We start from the raw sequence: 16050 nt of genomic DNA, 5'->3' as shown, positions 1-16050 counted from the left end.
ATTGCTCCTTAGTTCATTTTCACTTCTTTTTCCCTCAATACCCGTTTTAGTATTTTTCCAGATGGATTCCTTGGCAGTTCATTTAGAAACTCTACATATTTCGGTTTTTTATAAGAGGCTAGGTGGGCGAGGCAATGTTGAATCACCTCTTGCTCCGTTAAGCTTTTACCGCTTTTTAGAACGATGTATGCCTTGACACTTTCACCCCACTTCGGGTCCGGGACACCCACAACAGCAGCTTCGAAGATCGCATCGTGTTTGTGAAGTGCTGCCTCAATTTCTGCAGGATAGATATTTTCCCCGCCACTGATGATCATGTCTTTACTGCGGTCGACCACATATATAAATCCTTCATCATCTCGGCGGACTAAATCTCCGCTGTGGAACCAGCCGCCGCGGAAAGCCTCTTCTGTTGCTGATGGATTTTTATAATATCCCTTCATCACAGTCGGCCCGCGATAAATAATTTCACCAATTTCCCCGACTGGAACATCATTCATGTTTTCGTCGACAATCCGCACTTCCACATTCATAACAGGTTTTCCCACTGAATTTGTTTTCCTAAGTGAATCCTGCGGCAACAAGCAGGTGGTTGTTGGGCTCATTTCGGTCTGGCCAAACGCATCAAAGATTCCGGCATTCGGAAAATGCTTCATCATTTTATGCTTTACTTCCAACGGGCAAATGGCTGCCCCTGTTGAGCACCTTTGCACTGACGTTAAATCGTAATCTTCAATATTGGGAACATGCAGGACTAAATTCCACATAGCGGGCACCATAAAAAGACCGTTTATTTTTTCGTGGTGAATGGTTTGCAAGACTCCCACCGGATTAAACTCTCGATGAATCACAGTCAATCCGCCGACTGTACAGCTAATCAGAACATTTCCAACTCCCGCGATATGAAATAAAGGTGTAATAACAAGTTGTTTGGAACCCCTTTCAATTTTGGAATCCACAACGCTGTTCAACGCACTTAACAACAAGTTTTTGTGCGTCAGCACTGCTCCTTTTGGCTTACCAGTAGTTCCAGAAGTATAACAAATCATGCAGGCGTCATTTTCCTCGACTTGCCCATCAATACTTTGGTATTGTATTTCCGAGTGATAAATAGTTTCGTATGGAATCAATTCCATCGAATTCACTTTCCCGACTACAACAATCTTTTCTACGTTTGGAAGTTCCTGTCTGATTGATAGAATCATATCTTGGTATTCTTCTTCGATAAATAAAACCTTAGTATCAGAATGATTAATAATATAAACAAACTCCTCGGGCGCCAGCCTAAAATTGATCGGAACACTGACACACCCGGCAGACGCCGTCGCAAACATGACTTCAACAAAAGCAAGATTATTTTTAAATATGATCCCTACCTTATCACCGATTTCTAGACCTTGCTGCTGGATCCAGCCAGCCAAATGTAAAGTCTTCTTTTCCAGTTCAAGATAGGTAAGTCTTTCATCACCGTAAATGAATGCCTCTTGATTAGGTGTTTTATGGGCGGCCCTTCTGATTAATTCCCCTACTAATAACTGCCGCGACATTTGTAAACTTGTTGTTGTCAATGTCCTTCACTCCTCTATAGTAAAAATTAATAACACCCGTTCTGAAAGCCTTTTCATTTGATGTTCCAATTTTTATGGGAGTCTATCTCAGAAGCTGTATTATTTTTGATACTTGATTTGATATACATGAGGTGTGGTACAGAAAAACTAGTACTTAATATATGTAGGTAAATTTAAAGCTAGGAGAGATTGTAGAATGAACAGTAGGTTTCATTTTCCTGAAAGGGTTTCCCGCTGCAAGTATATGCAGCGGGAATAGTCATAGATGACATTATTTTATCGATCAATAAACGTTGCTGAGTTATCAAAAAATTAAAATAATTCAACAATATTATATATCCTTTTTTTACCTTTGTCTACTCGAAAGTCAAAAATTGAATTATTATTAAATACTACTAAACTTCTTTTAAGCCAGAGTTGTTTAACCATCTCGCACCATCCACTGTAATGCATTCCCCGTTAATGTACTCTGCCTCAGATGATAACAAAAAGTATGCTAGATTCGCAATTTCTTCCACCTTGCCAAACCGTTTGAGTGGTACCTGATTGATGGCTTTTTGATAGCCATCTCCTGAGTCAATTAATCTGGCAACACCCTCTGTGTTTTCGATTGGTCCGGGTGCGATACAGTTTGCTCGAATCCCATATTTGCTCCCCCATTCTACCGCCAAGGTCCTTGTCATCGCTAAAATTCCTGCTTTTGCACTTGCAGCGTGAACATTTCCTGGAGCAGCCCCCCAGGCAAAAGTAGCTACTATATTAAGAATGCTTCCTTTTTGGTTGTTCGCAATCCATTCTTTTCCGACTGCTTGCGTGCAATACCAAGTCCCATTTAAGTCTATATTTATGACGGCATTCCATCCATTTAGTGTGAGGTCTTCGGCAGCACAGATAAAATTACCTGCAGCATTATTAATTAGCGCATCAATACTGCCAAATCTTTCTTTTACAGCTTCCACCATTGCTTGGACGTTCTCTGGAATTCTTACATCCATTTGAAAATCTAAGACTTGACCTTCAAAAGTTTCTATTTCCTTTTTGGCGTTTTTTAAACGTTCTGCATTCCGTCCAGTGATGACGACATTGGCCCCTTTGCTGGCGAACTTCTGTGCCATCGCTTTTCCAATGCCGCTGCCGCCGCCTGTAATAATAACCGTTTGCCCATTCATTCCTTTCTCCTCCAATCATTTTTTAAAAATATTGGTAAAAACAACAAAACCGACAACAAATATCGGTTCTGTCACATCAATCCGAGTTTATTTTCGAATTTCAAAAAATGATTGAACTTTTACTTCCCCAGCTTCATTAACAGCTGCCGCTTCGCATAGCCAGCGATCATCTTGTTCTCCGATTACCCTGCCTTTAACAGTGATTTTTTCACCAGGTCTAGTCATAGCTTTAAATCGAGAAGAAAATTTGAGCAGATCCTTTACAGAAAACCATTTCCCAATCGCCTGACCAACAAAACCCTTAACCAGCATCCCGTGAGCGATAACACCGCCGAGTCCTGCCTCTTCGGCAAAAGGGACGACTGTGTGAATCGGATTAAAATCGCCCGATGCCCCTGCATATCTGACTAATTGCGAATGGGTCACTTCTTCTTTTTGCACTGGTTCAAATTGATAGCCAACTTGCATCTTCTTCCCCTCCTAATGTCTTTCAATAACCGTTTGCCGACAAAGTAAAACAAGTTCCTCTTGCTGATTAAAAAATTCTTTTTTGATAATGACGAAATTCATTTTTGCTTTTGTATAGGCATCCTCGACGACCGAATGCACGGTTATCTCGTCTTCAGGTTTAATTTCTTTTAAATATTCATACGTTTGTTCACCATGCAGGACCTTTTTTACATTTAACCCCAATAAATTTGCAGATGACCCTTTCCCTCCCCAAAATTCAATAACAGTTGGAAAAGTCGGGGGTAAACTTTCTCCTTTTAAGTACTCATCCTTCAAGTCGCCAATTGCCAAAGCCAGTTCTCTTATTTTTCCTTTTTCTACCCTGAAGGTATAGGACTCCAGTTTCATTCCGATTTTTTCCTCTAATTGGGTCGCCATAATATCCCTCCTACGATAATTCCTTGCCAACAATAGAAATAAATGACACACACTGCATAGGGGTTCCGCCTAAATTGTGGGTAAGACCGATTTTTGGATTCGCAATCTGCCGCTTTCCTGCACGTCCCTGGAATTGCAAATACATTTCATAAAGCATACGCAATCCGCTCGCACCGATAGGGTGTCCGAAGGATTTTAAGCCGCCATCGGGATTTACAGGCAATTCGCCGCCCAATTCAAAAACACCATTCAAAACATCTTTCCAGCCCCGGCCGCGTTCACTAAACCCTAAATCTTCATAGATTACTAATTCCGTAGGGGTGAAACAGTCGTGTACTTCAGCCATACTGATTTCCTGACGAGGATTTTTAATTCCTGCCTCCCTGTACGCAGCCTGGGCCGCTGCTACATTTTCCTTAATGGACGTAAAGTCAAAATCCTGACGTAAGCGTCCATCTCCTGGTCCTGCAGCGATGGTCAACGCTTTTACATACATCGGGTCTTTTCGGTATTTATGGGCATCCTCCGTCCGCACGATAATGGCAGCAGCCGCACCGTCAGCGACTCCAGAACAATCAAATACACCAAGAGGGGCAGCTACAAGCGGTGACTTCGAAATTTTTTCCATCGAAACTTCACTGCGATACTGAGCCTTTGGATTTAATGACCCATTGTAGTGATTTTTCCAAGCGATTCGTGATAAAACCTCTCTCCCTTGCTCAGGGGTTAGACCATACTTTTTAAAATAAGCCGGAGCCAGGAAAGAAAATGATGCAGGGGCTGAGATGTTCGGTGCGGTTCCATCACTTGGCGGGTTTGGCCTGGTAAGGCCGCTGTATCCGGAGTCCTTTAATTTTTCGACACCGATGGCAAGAACAATATCATATGCACCGGACGCAACCGCATAACAGGCATTACGAAAGGCTTCTGAGCCTGTGGCACACATATTCTCAACCCTTGTAACCGGAATATACTGGGTTTTTAACGGGCCAGATAATGTAATCCCTGCATAACCGGAAATCATGGTCCCTAGCCATGCTGCTTCCACATCTGTTGGTTCAATCCCAGCATCGGAAAAAGCTTCATAGGCTGCCTCTACTAGTAAATCCTCGACACTTTTATCCCAATGCTCGGCAAAGCGGGTACAGCCCATTCCAATCACAGCTACTTTATCGCTAATTCCCTTTCTGCTCATTTTAAACACCTTCCTTTCTCCTGATTGGCCGCGCTTTCCAAAAATAGTTGCTGATGCCGCCTGCTTCAAAGAGGCGCCTGAAGGTCATTTCGACTTCCATGCCAATTTCAATTTCTTTCGGGGAGCAATCCGTTACTTCACAAATAATCCGCCCGCCTTGGTCAAAATCAATGACTGCGACAATCATCGGTGGCGCAGGCGATGCCGCCAAATAATCCAGTGTAAAAGTTGTTACTTTTGCTGATTGTCCAACAAATCGATAATCCTCCATCTCATCCTTTGACTGGCATTGAACGCACACGCGTTGTTTTGGAAATTGTGCAGTACCGCATTTTATGCACTTAGAACCTATAAATCCGAGATTTTGCTGATAGCCCCGGTGCAAAGCTGGTGCTGATGGGCGGTCGGTTGACGGTCTGCGCGGCAGCTCCGTGTTAATAATCTCTCTCCACTTAAGATAATCACTATATAAAACCTCATCATTTTTAATGCTTAAATATCCTTGAACCCCTTTACGTTTACCAAGACGGGAAATCGCATCGGTCACTTCCAATAAAAGCAAATCAAGTCCTTCCGCAAACGAAACCACAAGAAGTTGATCGCCCGGATTGGCTTCTTCCAATGCCGAAACAAGCATCATAGGCGCATGGGCGTTCCCGGTTAAACCAACGTTATCAAATAATGGATTTTGTACTTGTTGATTTGAAAAACCGAGGGCTTGCGCTGCCTGTAAATGGGCCCGGGTTGTTGGTCCAGAAATAATCACTTTAGAAATTGTTCCAATGGAGCGGTCATTTTTTTCCAAAAATGGGCTGACTGACTCCTTAACTTGCTTCATAAAGGCGGATGAACTAAGACGTTCTTCCCAGCTTTGCGTAAATAAATCAGATTGGCTCCGCCAATGACTGATGACTTCACCTTGAACGCTTGTATAATCGATAATGTTTGCAATGACATCCGGGCCGCTGCCGATTAAGAAAGCAGAAGCACCATCACCAAACCACTGTTCATTCTGGCCGGTTGGGGCGCCCGTACGGCAATCCCCAGCAATAACGAGCGTATTTTCACCCGGTTTAGCAGCCATGATGGCAGCCGTCCCGCTTCTTAATGAGGCGGCCGTTTCCATTCCCCGGACACTATCCCTTAAATTTAATGCTGCGGCAAGGGTAGGAATAGAACCCTTTTCCCTGTATGGAGAACTGGTGGTTGCAAAATAAACAGTGTCAATCTGATCAGGATTCATTCCTTGCAGGCAATCCATGGCTGCCTCCACACCCATGGAGACACTGTCTTCATCATAACCGGCAATTGCTTTTTCACCACCCATGGCGGGCTTCCCAAAAAACTCACCTATTCTTTTCCGCTTTAGGCGATTATATGGAATATATGCTCCGTATGAAATGATTCCATTCATTGTTCTTTTCCACTCCCTTTTCTTTCTCAATATAATTAAACGGAAACGGCTGGGATGTTTTTCGATTGCATTTAATGTCCACAACTTGATTGCTTGCTATTAAATTTGCAATTTAGTTTTATACTCTTCGACTAGATGGCGGCGCAATATCTTTCCGACGATCGTCTTTGGCAGGGAGTCACGGAATTCGACCGCTCTTGGGATTTTATATCTGGCGATCCTGCCTTCGCACCAGCTAAGGAACTCTTTTTCAGTTAAGCTTTCCCCTTTTTTCAAGACGATGACAGCCAATAACTTTTCACCCAAATAGGCATCGGGTACACCAAAGGCACAGGCTTCCTCTACCTTCGGGTGCTGGTAAAGAACCTCTTCTACTTCTGCAGGATAGATATTTAATCCCCCGGCAATAACCATATCCTTTTTTCTGCCCGATATATAATAGAATCCATCTTCATCCCGATAGGCAATATCCCCTGTGTAGAGCCAGCCATTACGGACAGTTAACATTGTTTCCTCCGGTTTCTTCCAATACCCCTTCATGACTTGCGGACCTTTTATGATTAGTTCTCCGTTTTCGCCAACAGGAACCTCTTCCAAACCAGTTTCCATATCAACAATTTTTGAAACTGTTCCAGGAATCGGAACCCCAACACTGCCAATTTTACGTTTACCTCCTAACGGAGTGCGGTGTGTGGATGTAGTCCCTTCCGACAAACCATACCCTTCAAAGATTTGCGCACCCGTTTTCTGCTCTAATTCCTTTAAGACTTCGATTGGAAGAGGGGCAGAGCCAGAAACACAAATCTTAAAGCATGATAAATCATATTTTTTCAGATCAGGATGATTCAATAGCGCAATAAACATTGTCGGAGAACCTACCATGAAAGTCGGACGATATTGACGAATTAGTTCTAATACACTAGTAGCATTAAATTTTTCAAGAATGATATAAGTAGCTGCCGTTCTAATCGCATTATTCATATTCGTCATTGCCATAGCATGGGTAAGAGGGGAAATTCCCAAGAACCTTTCTTCCCCCTCAACCATTACCGGTGCCACAACTTCCCCGGATTGATGAATATTACAGACAATATTAAAATGGGTCAGCATAACGCCTTTTGATTTACCCGTAGTACCACCCGTATACTGCACTACGGCAATGTCCTCTTTAGGACTAATATTCAAGGGAGGAAGTTCATTGACTTTTTCCTTCAGGACAACTTGATTACTGCCATTTTCATCCTCTGTAAAAATGACATGAACATTTTCAAACTTTTTAACCCTTTCCAATTTTTCTGCCTGATTCCTGCCGCATATAAACCATTTTGGATCAGCATCATCAAGCATATATTCTAGTTCTGATGTTTGATATAAAGGATTGACTTGAACAACAATGCCGCCTAAACGCATTGCCGCATAATAAGAAACCATATAATGAACACTATTAGGCAGCATTAAGCCAACCCGGTCCCCTTTTTGAAAGCCCTTTCGATATAATACAGAGGCGAATGCATCCACGGTTTCCTTAAACCGTACGTAATCCAGTTCAATCATTCCATCTATGACTGCTAATCTATGAGGATATTTCTGAACAGATTGCTCCAGCATTTCATATATTGATAGCTGTGAAATTTCATTTAAATTAAGCAAACTTCCGTTCTCCTCCTTATTATTAGTTGAACCTCGGTTTCCGTTTTTCGAAAAAGGCCTGTACGCCTTCCTTGAAATCTTCAGATTCGAAACAAAATCCTTGTGCGAAACCTTCCAATTCAAATGTTTCACTAATATTTTCAAGAACACTTCTATTCACCAATTTCTTTGTTAACCCTGCTGCGAAGCCAGGTCCTTCGGCAAGCCTCGAAGATAGCTGATAGACTTCATCTTCGAAAGATTCATCCTCCACCACACGGTTGATAATTCCAAGACTCAGCGCCTGTTCTGCTGTTACTCTTTCACCCAAAAGCATAAGTTCCAGGGCGCGCTGCCTTCCAATTAACCTAGGCAGAAAGTAAATCGAACCAAGATCAGGAACCAAGCCAACATTCGCAAAGCTTTGGACAAAAAATGAGGAGCGTTTTGCAATTATGAGGTCGCAAGCCAATGCAAGGCTGAAGCCTGCTCCCGCTGCTGCCCCATTAACAGCTGCAATAACAGGCTTTTCCAGGTCGATAATAGCTTGAATCATTTCATGTCCTGATTGCAATCTCATTCGGCCTTTAACTGCATCTATTTCTTTTAATGAACTTAAGTCACCACCGGCGGAAAATGCTTTTCCCTCACCAGTCAAAACAATGACTTTTATTTCATCGTTTTCTTTTACACTAGAAAAGAATTCTTTTAATTCCTTTCGTAGAGTGAGACCCAATGCATTTCTCACATCAGGCCGATTAAGCTTAATCGTGCAAATTCCTTTATCAATCGTCACTAGAATTTCGTTAAAATCCATAGCATTCATCCTTTCCAGATAGAGATATTTCAAGAGTACAAGAAAACTGAAGCAGAACCTTGCGAGAATGGAGTCGAAACATGGAAGAATTTTTGGGCAAAAAAATATATGGAAGGTTGGCAGGAATACGCTTACAACGCTGAAGAATAAATGGGTGTATAACTATGTAGCATAAATTTATTTTATATACGAAAAAAAATTTTGTCAATTAAAAATCTTACTATTCAAATAATTTAAAATTTAACTACAAAAGGCAAGTAACCATTCTGGTAAACTTACCTTTTGCAAATCACCATTTTCTAATTTTGTTATGACATCAAAATTTCGGGAATGACATTTTCCGACCAGCCCAATTCAACAGCGATTTTTTCGCGATGATATTCAGGCGATCCAAGATGATTTTCTAAGGAACGAGCCCGCTTAAGGAATAAGTGGCAATCAAACTCCCAGGTAAAACCCATTCCCCCATGATTTTGAATATTTGCCCCAGCAGCTTTAATATAGGTTTCAGAGATAAAGGAACGGGCCATTGACACGGCTTCCGATAATTCTTCAGCATTGTTTTCCGCTGCCCACGATGCGTAATAGGACAAGGAACGGGAGCTTTCAAGAGCCAGTTTCATATCCACAATCCGATGTTTAACTGCTTGGAAACGTCCGATTGGCTGCCCAAATTGTTGGCGGGTCTTCGCATACTCGGTTGACATCTCCACAACACGCTCTATTCCTCCTACCATTGTGGATGCAAACGCAGCATTTAAATGGTTCAGACCGGTTTCTAAAATGGCCCATCCTCCGTTTTCCATGCCTAACAGCTGTGTATTCGGTACCTTTACATCCTGAAACGAAACATTGACCAGTTTTCTAGTTTCATCAATGCTTTGCAGTTCCTGCATGGTTAGGTTAGCCTGATTACAATCTACTAAAATCAAGGAAATTCCGTATTCTGCTTGGGAAGTACCGCCTGTTCGGACAGGAACAATAAGTGTATCAACAATGTCTGCATAAGGAACGAGTATTTTCTTACCTTGCAATACATACTCATTGCCTCGTTGCTCGGCCTTTAGCTGGATGGCAGAAGGCGATAGCTCTCCGCTTTCTTCCAAAAGTGCCAGCGAAAACTTACGCTTTCCAGCGGCAATTTCAGGCAAATACTTTTCCTTCTGTTCCGCAGAACCGTAAGCTTCCAATAGCGGTACGGCAAAAGCCACTGTTTCAGGATAGGGACCCGGCACAACTGAACGGCCCATTTCTTCTAAAATTGGAACTAGAGACAGAGCTCCAAGACCTAATCCTCCATAGGTTTCTGAGATATTAATACCCATAAAACCGAGGCTGCCTAAACCGTTCCATAAATCTTCAAGTACCTGTTTTTTTCCATTCATATAATCTCGGGGTATCGCCAAATCCCCCTTCGATTCTAAAAATTGGCGGGTTGTTTCTTGAAACATTAATTGTTCTTCATTTAATGCGAAATCCATATAACCACCTCAATTTTTATTTTTTAGATAATCCTTGTAAGCTTTTAATATTTGATATCCTTTGGCAGACCTAGAATTCGTTCACCCACGATATTTTTTTGGATTTCAGATGTTCCCCCCTCAATGGTATAAGCAAATGACCGGAGGTATTCCTGCTGCCAATTTTGGTCGACGGATGCATCCCCCTTCCATAATGTACCAGATGCGCCTTGGAGAGATATCGCATACGCCAGCATTTCCTGCCCTAATTCACTGGAAGCAAGCTTATCCATCGAACCTTCCGGGCCTGGACGTCCTGCACGAATGGTGTTGGTTAAGTGGCGGTAGTAATTGAACAATAGGGCTTTTGTTTTTGTCCGGAAAATGGCAAGATTTTGCCGAACCAGCGGGTCAGCGGCGAGGGGGCGGCCATTCTTTTTCATTGATTTTGCCAATTCGACCAATTCCTCAAATTGTTTTTGCAGCCTGAATGTTTGTCTCGCTACACCAACACGTTCATGACTTAGTAAAATCAAAGAGACTTTCCAGCCTTGATTAACCTCGCCAACAATATCCGCATCATAGGCGATGGCATCATTGAAGAACATTTCGTTAAAATCACGGCGATCATTAATCGAACGGATTGTCCGTGTTTCCACGCCCTCCTGATGCATGTCAACTAGAAAAGCTGTAATTCCTTCATGTTTTTTTCCGGTATTTTCAGTTCGGGCCAGCAAAAAACAGCGGTCAGCCAAATGAGCATAACTGGTCCAAATCTTTTGGCCGTTGATAATCCATTTATCGCCTTTTTTAACTGCCTTTGTTTGAATGGCAGCGAGGTCGGAGCCTGCATTTGGCTCCGAGTAGCCTTGACACCAAATTTCTTCCCCATTTAATATTTTCTCGATATACCGCTCCTTCTGGTAATCGGTTCCAATTTGTAATAGAGTTGGGCCGACCATGGCTGTCCCTATAATATTTAACGCAGGCGGCGCTTTCACCCTTGCCATCTCCTGCTCGTAGATGACTTCCTGCATCAATGATGCACCTCTGCCGCCGTATTCCTTTGGCCAGGAAATTCCGGACCAGCCACCTTCTGCCAGTTTTCGATACCAATCTCTCAAAAACGCCGCTTTTTGATTATCGTCCTCCGGAATGACTCGTTTTCCTTCAAGCCATCCTTCAGGCAGATTTTCCTCCAGCCAAGCTCTTAGTTCTTTTTGAAACGCCAATTCTGATTCTGTGTACGCGAAATCCATTCCATTCAACCTCCATTTCAATTGGTTAATTATCAGGATATAATGATAAAAATCTTTTTATATATTTATTGATGTTTGAAGGATGGCGACCGTTTTTCAATAAATGCCCGGACTCCTTCGCGAACATCCTCGGTGCCGAATACTTCAGCAAAAAGTTCAGCCTCCAATTCTAATCCTCCATCAAGGGAAGTATCGATTCCGTCATTTACAGCTTTCTTTATTCTGCTTAAGGCCTGCAAGGAATAGCTGGCCATCTTTTTCGCCATGGAGATGGCTGTCTCCATCCCTTTCCCGCTATCAACAACTTGATTGACCAAACCAATTTTAAGTGCTTCCTCCGCTGATAATGGTTCTCCCAAAAACATTAATTCTTTTGCTTTGGAAGGTCCTATTAATCTAGGTAAACGCTGTGTTCCGCCGCCTCCCGGGAAAAGTCCTAATTTGACCTCAGGCATTCCGATTTTTACATGCTCCTCAGCGATCCGAATATCACAGGTTAATGCCAGTTCACAGCCGCCGCCAAAAGCCAGTCCATTTAGCAGCGCAATCGTGGGTTTCGGGATTCGCTCAATAAAGTTCAATACGGCATGCGATTCTAGATTGTTTTTCTTTAATTGCTCTTTTTCTAACCCAAGTGATTGAGGGAATTCCTTGATATCGGCACCTGCCATAAATGCCCTGCTTCCCGCACCTGTTAAAATAGCCGCAATTACTTCGGAATCCTCAGCAATGGCGGTGAAAACCTCAGCCAACTCTCTTGTTACCTGCTTGCTTAATACATTCATCGGTGGATTATCAATGGTGACGACGGCTACCCCTGCTAACTTTTCAATATGCACTAATTCTGCCAAACAAAAACCTCCATATCTTTTTTTAATTTAAGATTTGACAACGTTTCCATTTATTACAATAATAGCAATTTTTAGACTATTTTACAATTTATTTATTTTTTAAATTCAAGTTCAGTTTTTGTGATTGAATCTTGTTTTCTATATATATATCTTTCACTTTGAAGTTTTAGTATAATACTAAAATAGGTTGATTTTTTAGAATAATTAATATACTATTTAAACTAATAGTAAAAAAATAAACTACAATTTAAATAAATAGCTTCATTAAACATCATAAAAAGGGATGGGAGTGAGTCATATGTCTTCATTTAGGGAACAAAAAATAGCAAAGAAAAAAAGGGAAATCCTACGTTCTGCTGCAGCCGTTCTTGCTGAAAAAGGGTATCATGGAACTACTATGGAAGAAATAGCAGCACAGCTATTGATGACCAAAGGCTCCATGTATTATTATTTTAAAAATAAGGATGATATTCTATATCACTGCCATCAGATGATCATGGAATTGAGTCTTGAAAAAATCGAAGAAGTTGTAAACAGTGATTTAAACCCAATTGAAAAGCTGGAAAGTGCCATTAAAGCGCATATTCTGCTTTCAACAAAAGAAAAATCCATGTTTATGATCATGGATAAGCCATATCAAAAATTTACTGATGATCAGTTGAATGAAGTTCTTGATGCTAGAAGAAATTACGCCCATTACTTTGACAAAATTTTAAATGAGGGCATTGAAAAGCAAGTCTTTGAAATTGATGATACAAAAATGGTTCGGATGATAATTCTAAGTGCCATCAACTATATCCAGCAATGGTATAACCAGGATGGTCCCCAAACGGGCGAAGAAATTGCAGAATCTTATGCTTCTAATCTTCTTAAAATGGTCGTGAAGAAAAGTTAAATAGTGATGAACCCCCTCCCTTTGCTGATTAGGGAGGGTTATTTTTTAATGAATACTAGATTTTGAATTTTCTTCTCGCAATTCAATTTTTAATACTTTTCCAGATGCATTCCGTGGCAGTGCATCAATAAATTCTACCAATTTCGGCTTTTTATAGGATGCAAGGTTCTGTTTACAGTACTCAATCACCTCTTCTGACGTTAAATGCCGACCTGGTTTCATCACAATAAATGCTTTGATGCTCTCACCCCATTCCGCGTCCGGAACACCGACCACGGCAGCTTCCAAAATATCAGGATGAGAATAAAGAACCTCCTCAATCTCTTTTGGATATATATTTTCCCCGCCGCTGATCACCATATCCTTCTTGCGATCGACTACATAAATGTACCCCTCTTCGTCCATCCGGACCAAGTCACCGCTGTGGAACCATCCGCCTTTAAATGCCTCTTTGGTTGCTTCGGGATTTTTATAGTACTCTTTCATTAATGTTGGACCTTGGTAAACAATTTCCCCAACCTCACCCGTAGGAACGTCATTCATTTCGTCATCAACAATCCTGACCCGGACATTAATCGCTGGTTTTCCCACAGATGCCGTTTTTCTAATCGTATCCTCTCCTGTCAGGTAAGTCGTCGACGGGCTCATTTCGGTCTGGCCAAAGGCTTCGATTATTTTCCCATTTTTAAATACTTCCATAATTCTTTTCTTTATATCAACGGGGCATATTGCGCCTCCTAAACCGCAGCTAATCATCGTGCTCACATCATAGTCTAGTAGATTTGGTACTTGAAATAGAAAATTCCACATGGAAGGGACTAAAAACATCGCATTAATTTTTTCTGTTTCAATGGTTTTGAGGATTTGCTCTGGCTGGAATTCGCGTTGAATATAAATGGTCCCCTCCATCAAGCAGTTGCTCACTAATCGTGATAGAGCAGCAACATGGAAAAGCGGAGGAACAACAAGTTCATTAATACCTCTTGGTGTTTGGCTATGAAAGGTTCTGTTCATCGCATTAAGATAAAAATTTTTATGAGTTAATACGGCCCCTTTTGGTTTTCCGGTTGTTCCAGACGTATAAATAATAGCGTGGGCATCAGCGTCTTGTAGGTCTGTTGGAGGTGTGTAAACTGAAGTAGCAATAAATATTGATGTGTAGGTAACCAATTCTTTTTTGTGATTTTCATTTATCGATCCATCTACGACAATCAATTGGACGTGTTGAAGTAAATCTAGGATTGGAGAAATAGTATTGTTAAACTCTTCTTCGACAAATAAAATTTTAATATCAGCATTATTTACGATATATTCGATTTCTTTGGAGACCAATCGAAAGTTGACAGGAACAAAAACTCCCCCTACTAAACTCACAGCAAAATATAATTCAACAAATGACATTCCATTTTTAAATAAACAGCCAACTTTGTCGTTTTTACCAATTCCTTGCGCCTGCAGCCAGCCAGCTAAATGCTCCGCATTCTTCAGAATTTCCCGGTATGTTAGTCTTTGATTTTCATATACAAAAGCTTCACGGTTTGGCGCATTGTGAGCAGCGTATTTTAATGCTTCACCTATTAATAATTGCTGACTTGCAGAGACCATCAACTGATCCATATATCTCCCCCATTATTATTTAAAAGTAAGTTAACAAGAGTAAAGAAAAGAATTCAAAGTAAGAATCCTTTTCTTTAATGAGACTTCATTTTATAATCCTAGTTGTTTTGCGATAATTACTTTCATAATTTCATTTGTGCCAGCGAAGATAGGCGATACGGCAATGTCTCTGTATCTGCGGGCAATTTCATATTCTTCCATGTATCCGTATCCGCCATGGAGCTGCATGCATTCGCTGGAAATTCTTCTTGCCATATCCGTAATCCACCATTTGCCCATCGAAACCTCAGTTACAATATCCTCACCATTTTGATGTCTGACAATCAATTGATCGACAAAGGTACGGCCTAGCTGAACCTGTGTCGCAATTTCTGCAAGTTTAAATTGGGTATTCTGAAACTTCCCAATCGGCTTTCCGAAAGCCTCTCTTTCTTTTACATATTTAAGTGTCAGTTCCAGCATCCGTTCAGCGGCTACCTGTCCGCCAATGGCAGCCAGTATTCGTTCCTGCTGGAGCTTTGTCATCAAATATCTAAAGCCTTTCCCTTCTTCGCCAAGTAAATTAGATACCGGCACTTTTACATCTTCAAAAATGAGTTCGGCTGTGTCCTGTGCATGCATACCAACCTTTTTCAACTTTCTTCCTCTGGAAAAACCAGGAGTTCCTCTGTCTACTAAAATTAAACTAACTCCTTTGTGAGGCGGATTTGCATGCGGGTCTGTTTTACATGCCACAACAATTAAATCAGAATGTATTCCGTTCGTGATAAATGTTTTTTGACCGTTAATAATATAGGAATCGCCATCTTTTACCGCAGTTGTACTGATATTGGCCAAATCGGAACCCGTTCCCGGTTCTGTCATGGCGATTGACGTAATAATTTCCCCGCTTACGCAGCCCGGAAGATATTTCTGTTTTTGCTCCTCTGTTCCAAATGATTCTAAATAAGGAACGATGATATTACTATGTGTACTTGGACCTGAAAGACCCCCGCCAACTCGTGCGAGTTCTTCAGCAAGAATAATTGAAAGAGCAAAATCGCCGCCTGCACCGCCGTACTCTTCACTTACAGCAGGACATAAGAAGCCATTTTCACCTAGTTTCGTCCAAAATGACCGTGGGACTAGTCGATCCTCTTCCCATTGTTCATAATATGGTATAGCTTCCTTCTCGAGGAATTTCCGTAATGAATCCCGGAACATGATATGCTCCTCGGTAAAATAAGGACGGTCTTGTTTCAACGGATTAAACGCTTTGGTTATGGTCATCCTTTACCCTCCATCTTTT

Annotated in this window: 14 protein-coding genes; 1 reads left to right on the top strand and 13 read right to left on the bottom strand. The window is 41.5% G+C overall.

Annotated features, from left to right (window positions below; all coding sequences use genetic code 11):
• Positions 1 to 8: 8 nt before the first annotated feature.
• From QNN06_RS13270 to QNN06_RS13220, 11 genes are all read right to left on the bottom strand, one after another.
• Entirely contained in the window at positions 9 to 1568 is a 1560-nt protein-coding gene (locus QNN06_RS13270; protein ID WP_254124541.1) for an acyl-CoA synthetase, read from the bottom strand.
• A gap of 395 nt (positions 1569 to 1963) precedes the next feature.
• Positions 1964 to 2737 carry a 2,4-dienoyl-CoA reductase gene (gene fadH / locus QNN06_RS13265; protein WP_284037694.1) on the bottom strand — a complete coding sequence of 258 codons (774 nt, stop codon included), beginning with the start codon at positions 2735 to 2737 and terminating at the stop codon, positions 1964 to 1966.
• Positions 2738 to 2824: 87 nt separating this feature from the next.
• On the bottom strand, positions 2825 to 3205 hold the full coding sequence (locus QNN06_RS13260) for a MaoC/PaaZ C-terminal domain-containing protein (RefSeq protein ID WP_217034018.1): 381 nt from the start codon (positions 3203 to 3205) through the stop codon (positions 2825 to 2827).
• Between the two features lie 12 nt (positions 3206 to 3217).
• Positions 3218 to 3625, bottom strand: a complete 408-nt coding sequence (locus tag QNN06_RS13255) for an FAS1-like dehydratase domain-containing protein (RefSeq protein WP_217034020.1) — start codon at positions 3623 to 3625, stop codon at positions 3218 to 3220.
• A 10-nt stretch (positions 3626 to 3635) separates the two neighbouring features.
• A complete protein-coding gene (locus QNN06_RS13250; RefSeq protein ID WP_217034021.1) occupies positions 3636 to 4820 on the bottom strand; it encodes an acetyl-CoA acetyltransferase in 1185 nt (394 codons plus the stop codon).
• A 1-nt stretch (position 4821) separates the two neighbouring features.
• Positions 4822 to 6234, bottom strand: a complete 1413-nt coding sequence (locus QNN06_RS13245; protein ID WP_217034023.1) for an OB-fold domain-containing protein — start codon at positions 6232 to 6234, stop codon at positions 4822 to 4824.
• Positions 6235 to 6333: 99 nt separating this feature from the next.
• A complete protein-coding gene (locus tag QNN06_RS13240; protein WP_254124543.1) occupies positions 6334 to 7884 on the bottom strand; it encodes a long-chain-fatty-acid--CoA ligase in 1551 nt (516 codons plus the stop codon).
• Positions 7885 to 7906: 22 nt separating this feature from the next.
• On the bottom strand, positions 7907 to 8680 hold the full coding sequence (locus tag QNN06_RS13235) for an enoyl-CoA hydratase/isomerase family protein (protein ID WP_213115921.1): 774 nt from the start codon (positions 8678 to 8680) through the stop codon (positions 7907 to 7909).
• A gap of 308 nt (positions 8681 to 8988) precedes the next feature.
• A complete protein-coding gene (locus QNN06_RS13230) occupies positions 8989 to 10161 on the bottom strand; it encodes an acyl-CoA dehydrogenase family protein (protein ID WP_217034025.1) in 1173 nt (390 codons plus the stop codon).
• A 44-nt stretch (positions 10162 to 10205) separates the two neighbouring features.
• A complete protein-coding gene (locus QNN06_RS13225) occupies positions 10206 to 11399 on the bottom strand; it encodes an acyl-CoA dehydrogenase family protein (RefSeq protein WP_213115923.1) in 1194 nt (397 codons plus the stop codon).
• Positions 11400 to 11464: 65 nt separating this feature from the next.
• Positions 11465 to 12250, bottom strand: a complete 786-nt coding sequence (locus QNN06_RS13220) for an enoyl-CoA hydratase (protein WP_284037693.1) — start codon at positions 12248 to 12250, stop codon at positions 11465 to 11467.
• 298 nt (positions 12251 to 12548) lie between these two features.
• On the opposite strand from QNN06_RS13220, the gene QNN06_RS13215 reads away from it, so the two are divergent.
• Positions 12549 to 13145: a TetR/AcrR family transcriptional regulator gene (locus QNN06_RS13215; protein ID WP_213115925.1), complete on the top strand. Its 597-nt coding sequence runs from the start codon at positions 12549 to 12551 to the stop codon at positions 13143 to 13145.
• A 45-nt stretch (positions 13146 to 13190) separates the two neighbouring features.
• Here QNN06_RS13215 and QNN06_RS13210 read toward each other — a convergent pair whose 3' ends face one another.
• Entirely contained in the window at positions 13191 to 14762 is a 1572-nt protein-coding gene (locus tag QNN06_RS13210; protein WP_217034028.1) for an acyl-CoA synthetase, read from the bottom strand.
• 90 nt (positions 14763 to 14852) lie between these two features.
• Complete coding sequence (locus tag QNN06_RS13205) at positions 14853 to 16031, bottom strand: acyl-CoA dehydrogenase family protein (RefSeq protein ID WP_217034029.1); 1179 nt, start codon at positions 16029 to 16031, stop codon at positions 14853 to 14855.
• Positions 16032 to 16050: the final 19 nt, after the last annotated feature.

Source organism: Neobacillus sp. 114, assembly GCF_030127045.1.
Classification (GTDB): domain Bacteria; phylum Bacillota; class Bacilli; order Bacillales; family Cytobacillaceae; genus Neobacillus; species Neobacillus rhizophilus.
This window is presented reverse-complemented; position numbering and strand designations above follow the sequence as displayed.

What these genes read in the sequence shown, in the direction of transcription:
- fadH (WP_284037694.1), bottom strand. Translation starts at nt 2,737, where the DNA reads ATGAATGGGCAAACGGTTATTATTACAGGCGGCGGCAGCGGCATTGGA.
- QNN06_RS13260 (WP_217034018.1), bottom strand. Translation starts at nt 3,205, where the DNA reads ATGCAAGTTGGCTATCAATTTGAACCAGTGCAAAAAGAAGAAGTGACC.
- QNN06_RS13255 (WP_217034020.1), bottom strand. Translation starts at nt 3,625, where the DNA reads ATGGCGACCCAATTAGAGGAAAAAATCGGAATGAAACTGGAGTCCTAT.
- QNN06_RS13250 (WP_217034021.1), bottom strand. Translation starts at nt 4,820, where the DNA reads ATGAGCAGAAAGGGAATTAGCGATAAAGTAGCTGTGATTGGAATGGGC.
- QNN06_RS13245 (WP_217034023.1), bottom strand. Translation starts at nt 6,234, where the DNA reads ATGAATGGAATCATTTCATACGGAGCATATATTCCATATAATCGCCTA.
- QNN06_RS13235 (WP_213115921.1), bottom strand. Translation starts at nt 8,680, where the DNA reads ATGGATTTTAACGAAATTCTAGTGACGATTGATAAAGGAATTTGCACG.
- QNN06_RS13230 (WP_217034025.1), bottom strand. Translation starts at nt 10,161, where the DNA reads ATGGATTTCGCATTAAATGAAGAACAATTAATGTTTCAAGAAACAACC.
- QNN06_RS13225 (WP_213115923.1), bottom strand. Translation starts at nt 11,399, where the DNA reads ATGGATTTCGCGTACACAGAATCAGAATTGGCGTTTCAAAAAGAACTA.
- QNN06_RS13215 (WP_213115925.1), top strand. Translation starts at nt 12,549, where the DNA reads ATGTCTTCATTTAGGGAACAAAAAATAGCAAAGAAAAAAAGGGAAATC.
- QNN06_RS13210 (WP_217034028.1), bottom strand. Translation starts at nt 14,762, where the DNA reads ATGGATCAGTTGATGGTCTCTGCAAGTCAGCAATTATTAATAGGTGAA.
- QNN06_RS13205 (WP_217034029.1), bottom strand. Translation starts at nt 16,031, where the DNA reads ATGACCATAACCAAAGCGTTTAATCCGTTGAAACAAGACCGTCCTTAT.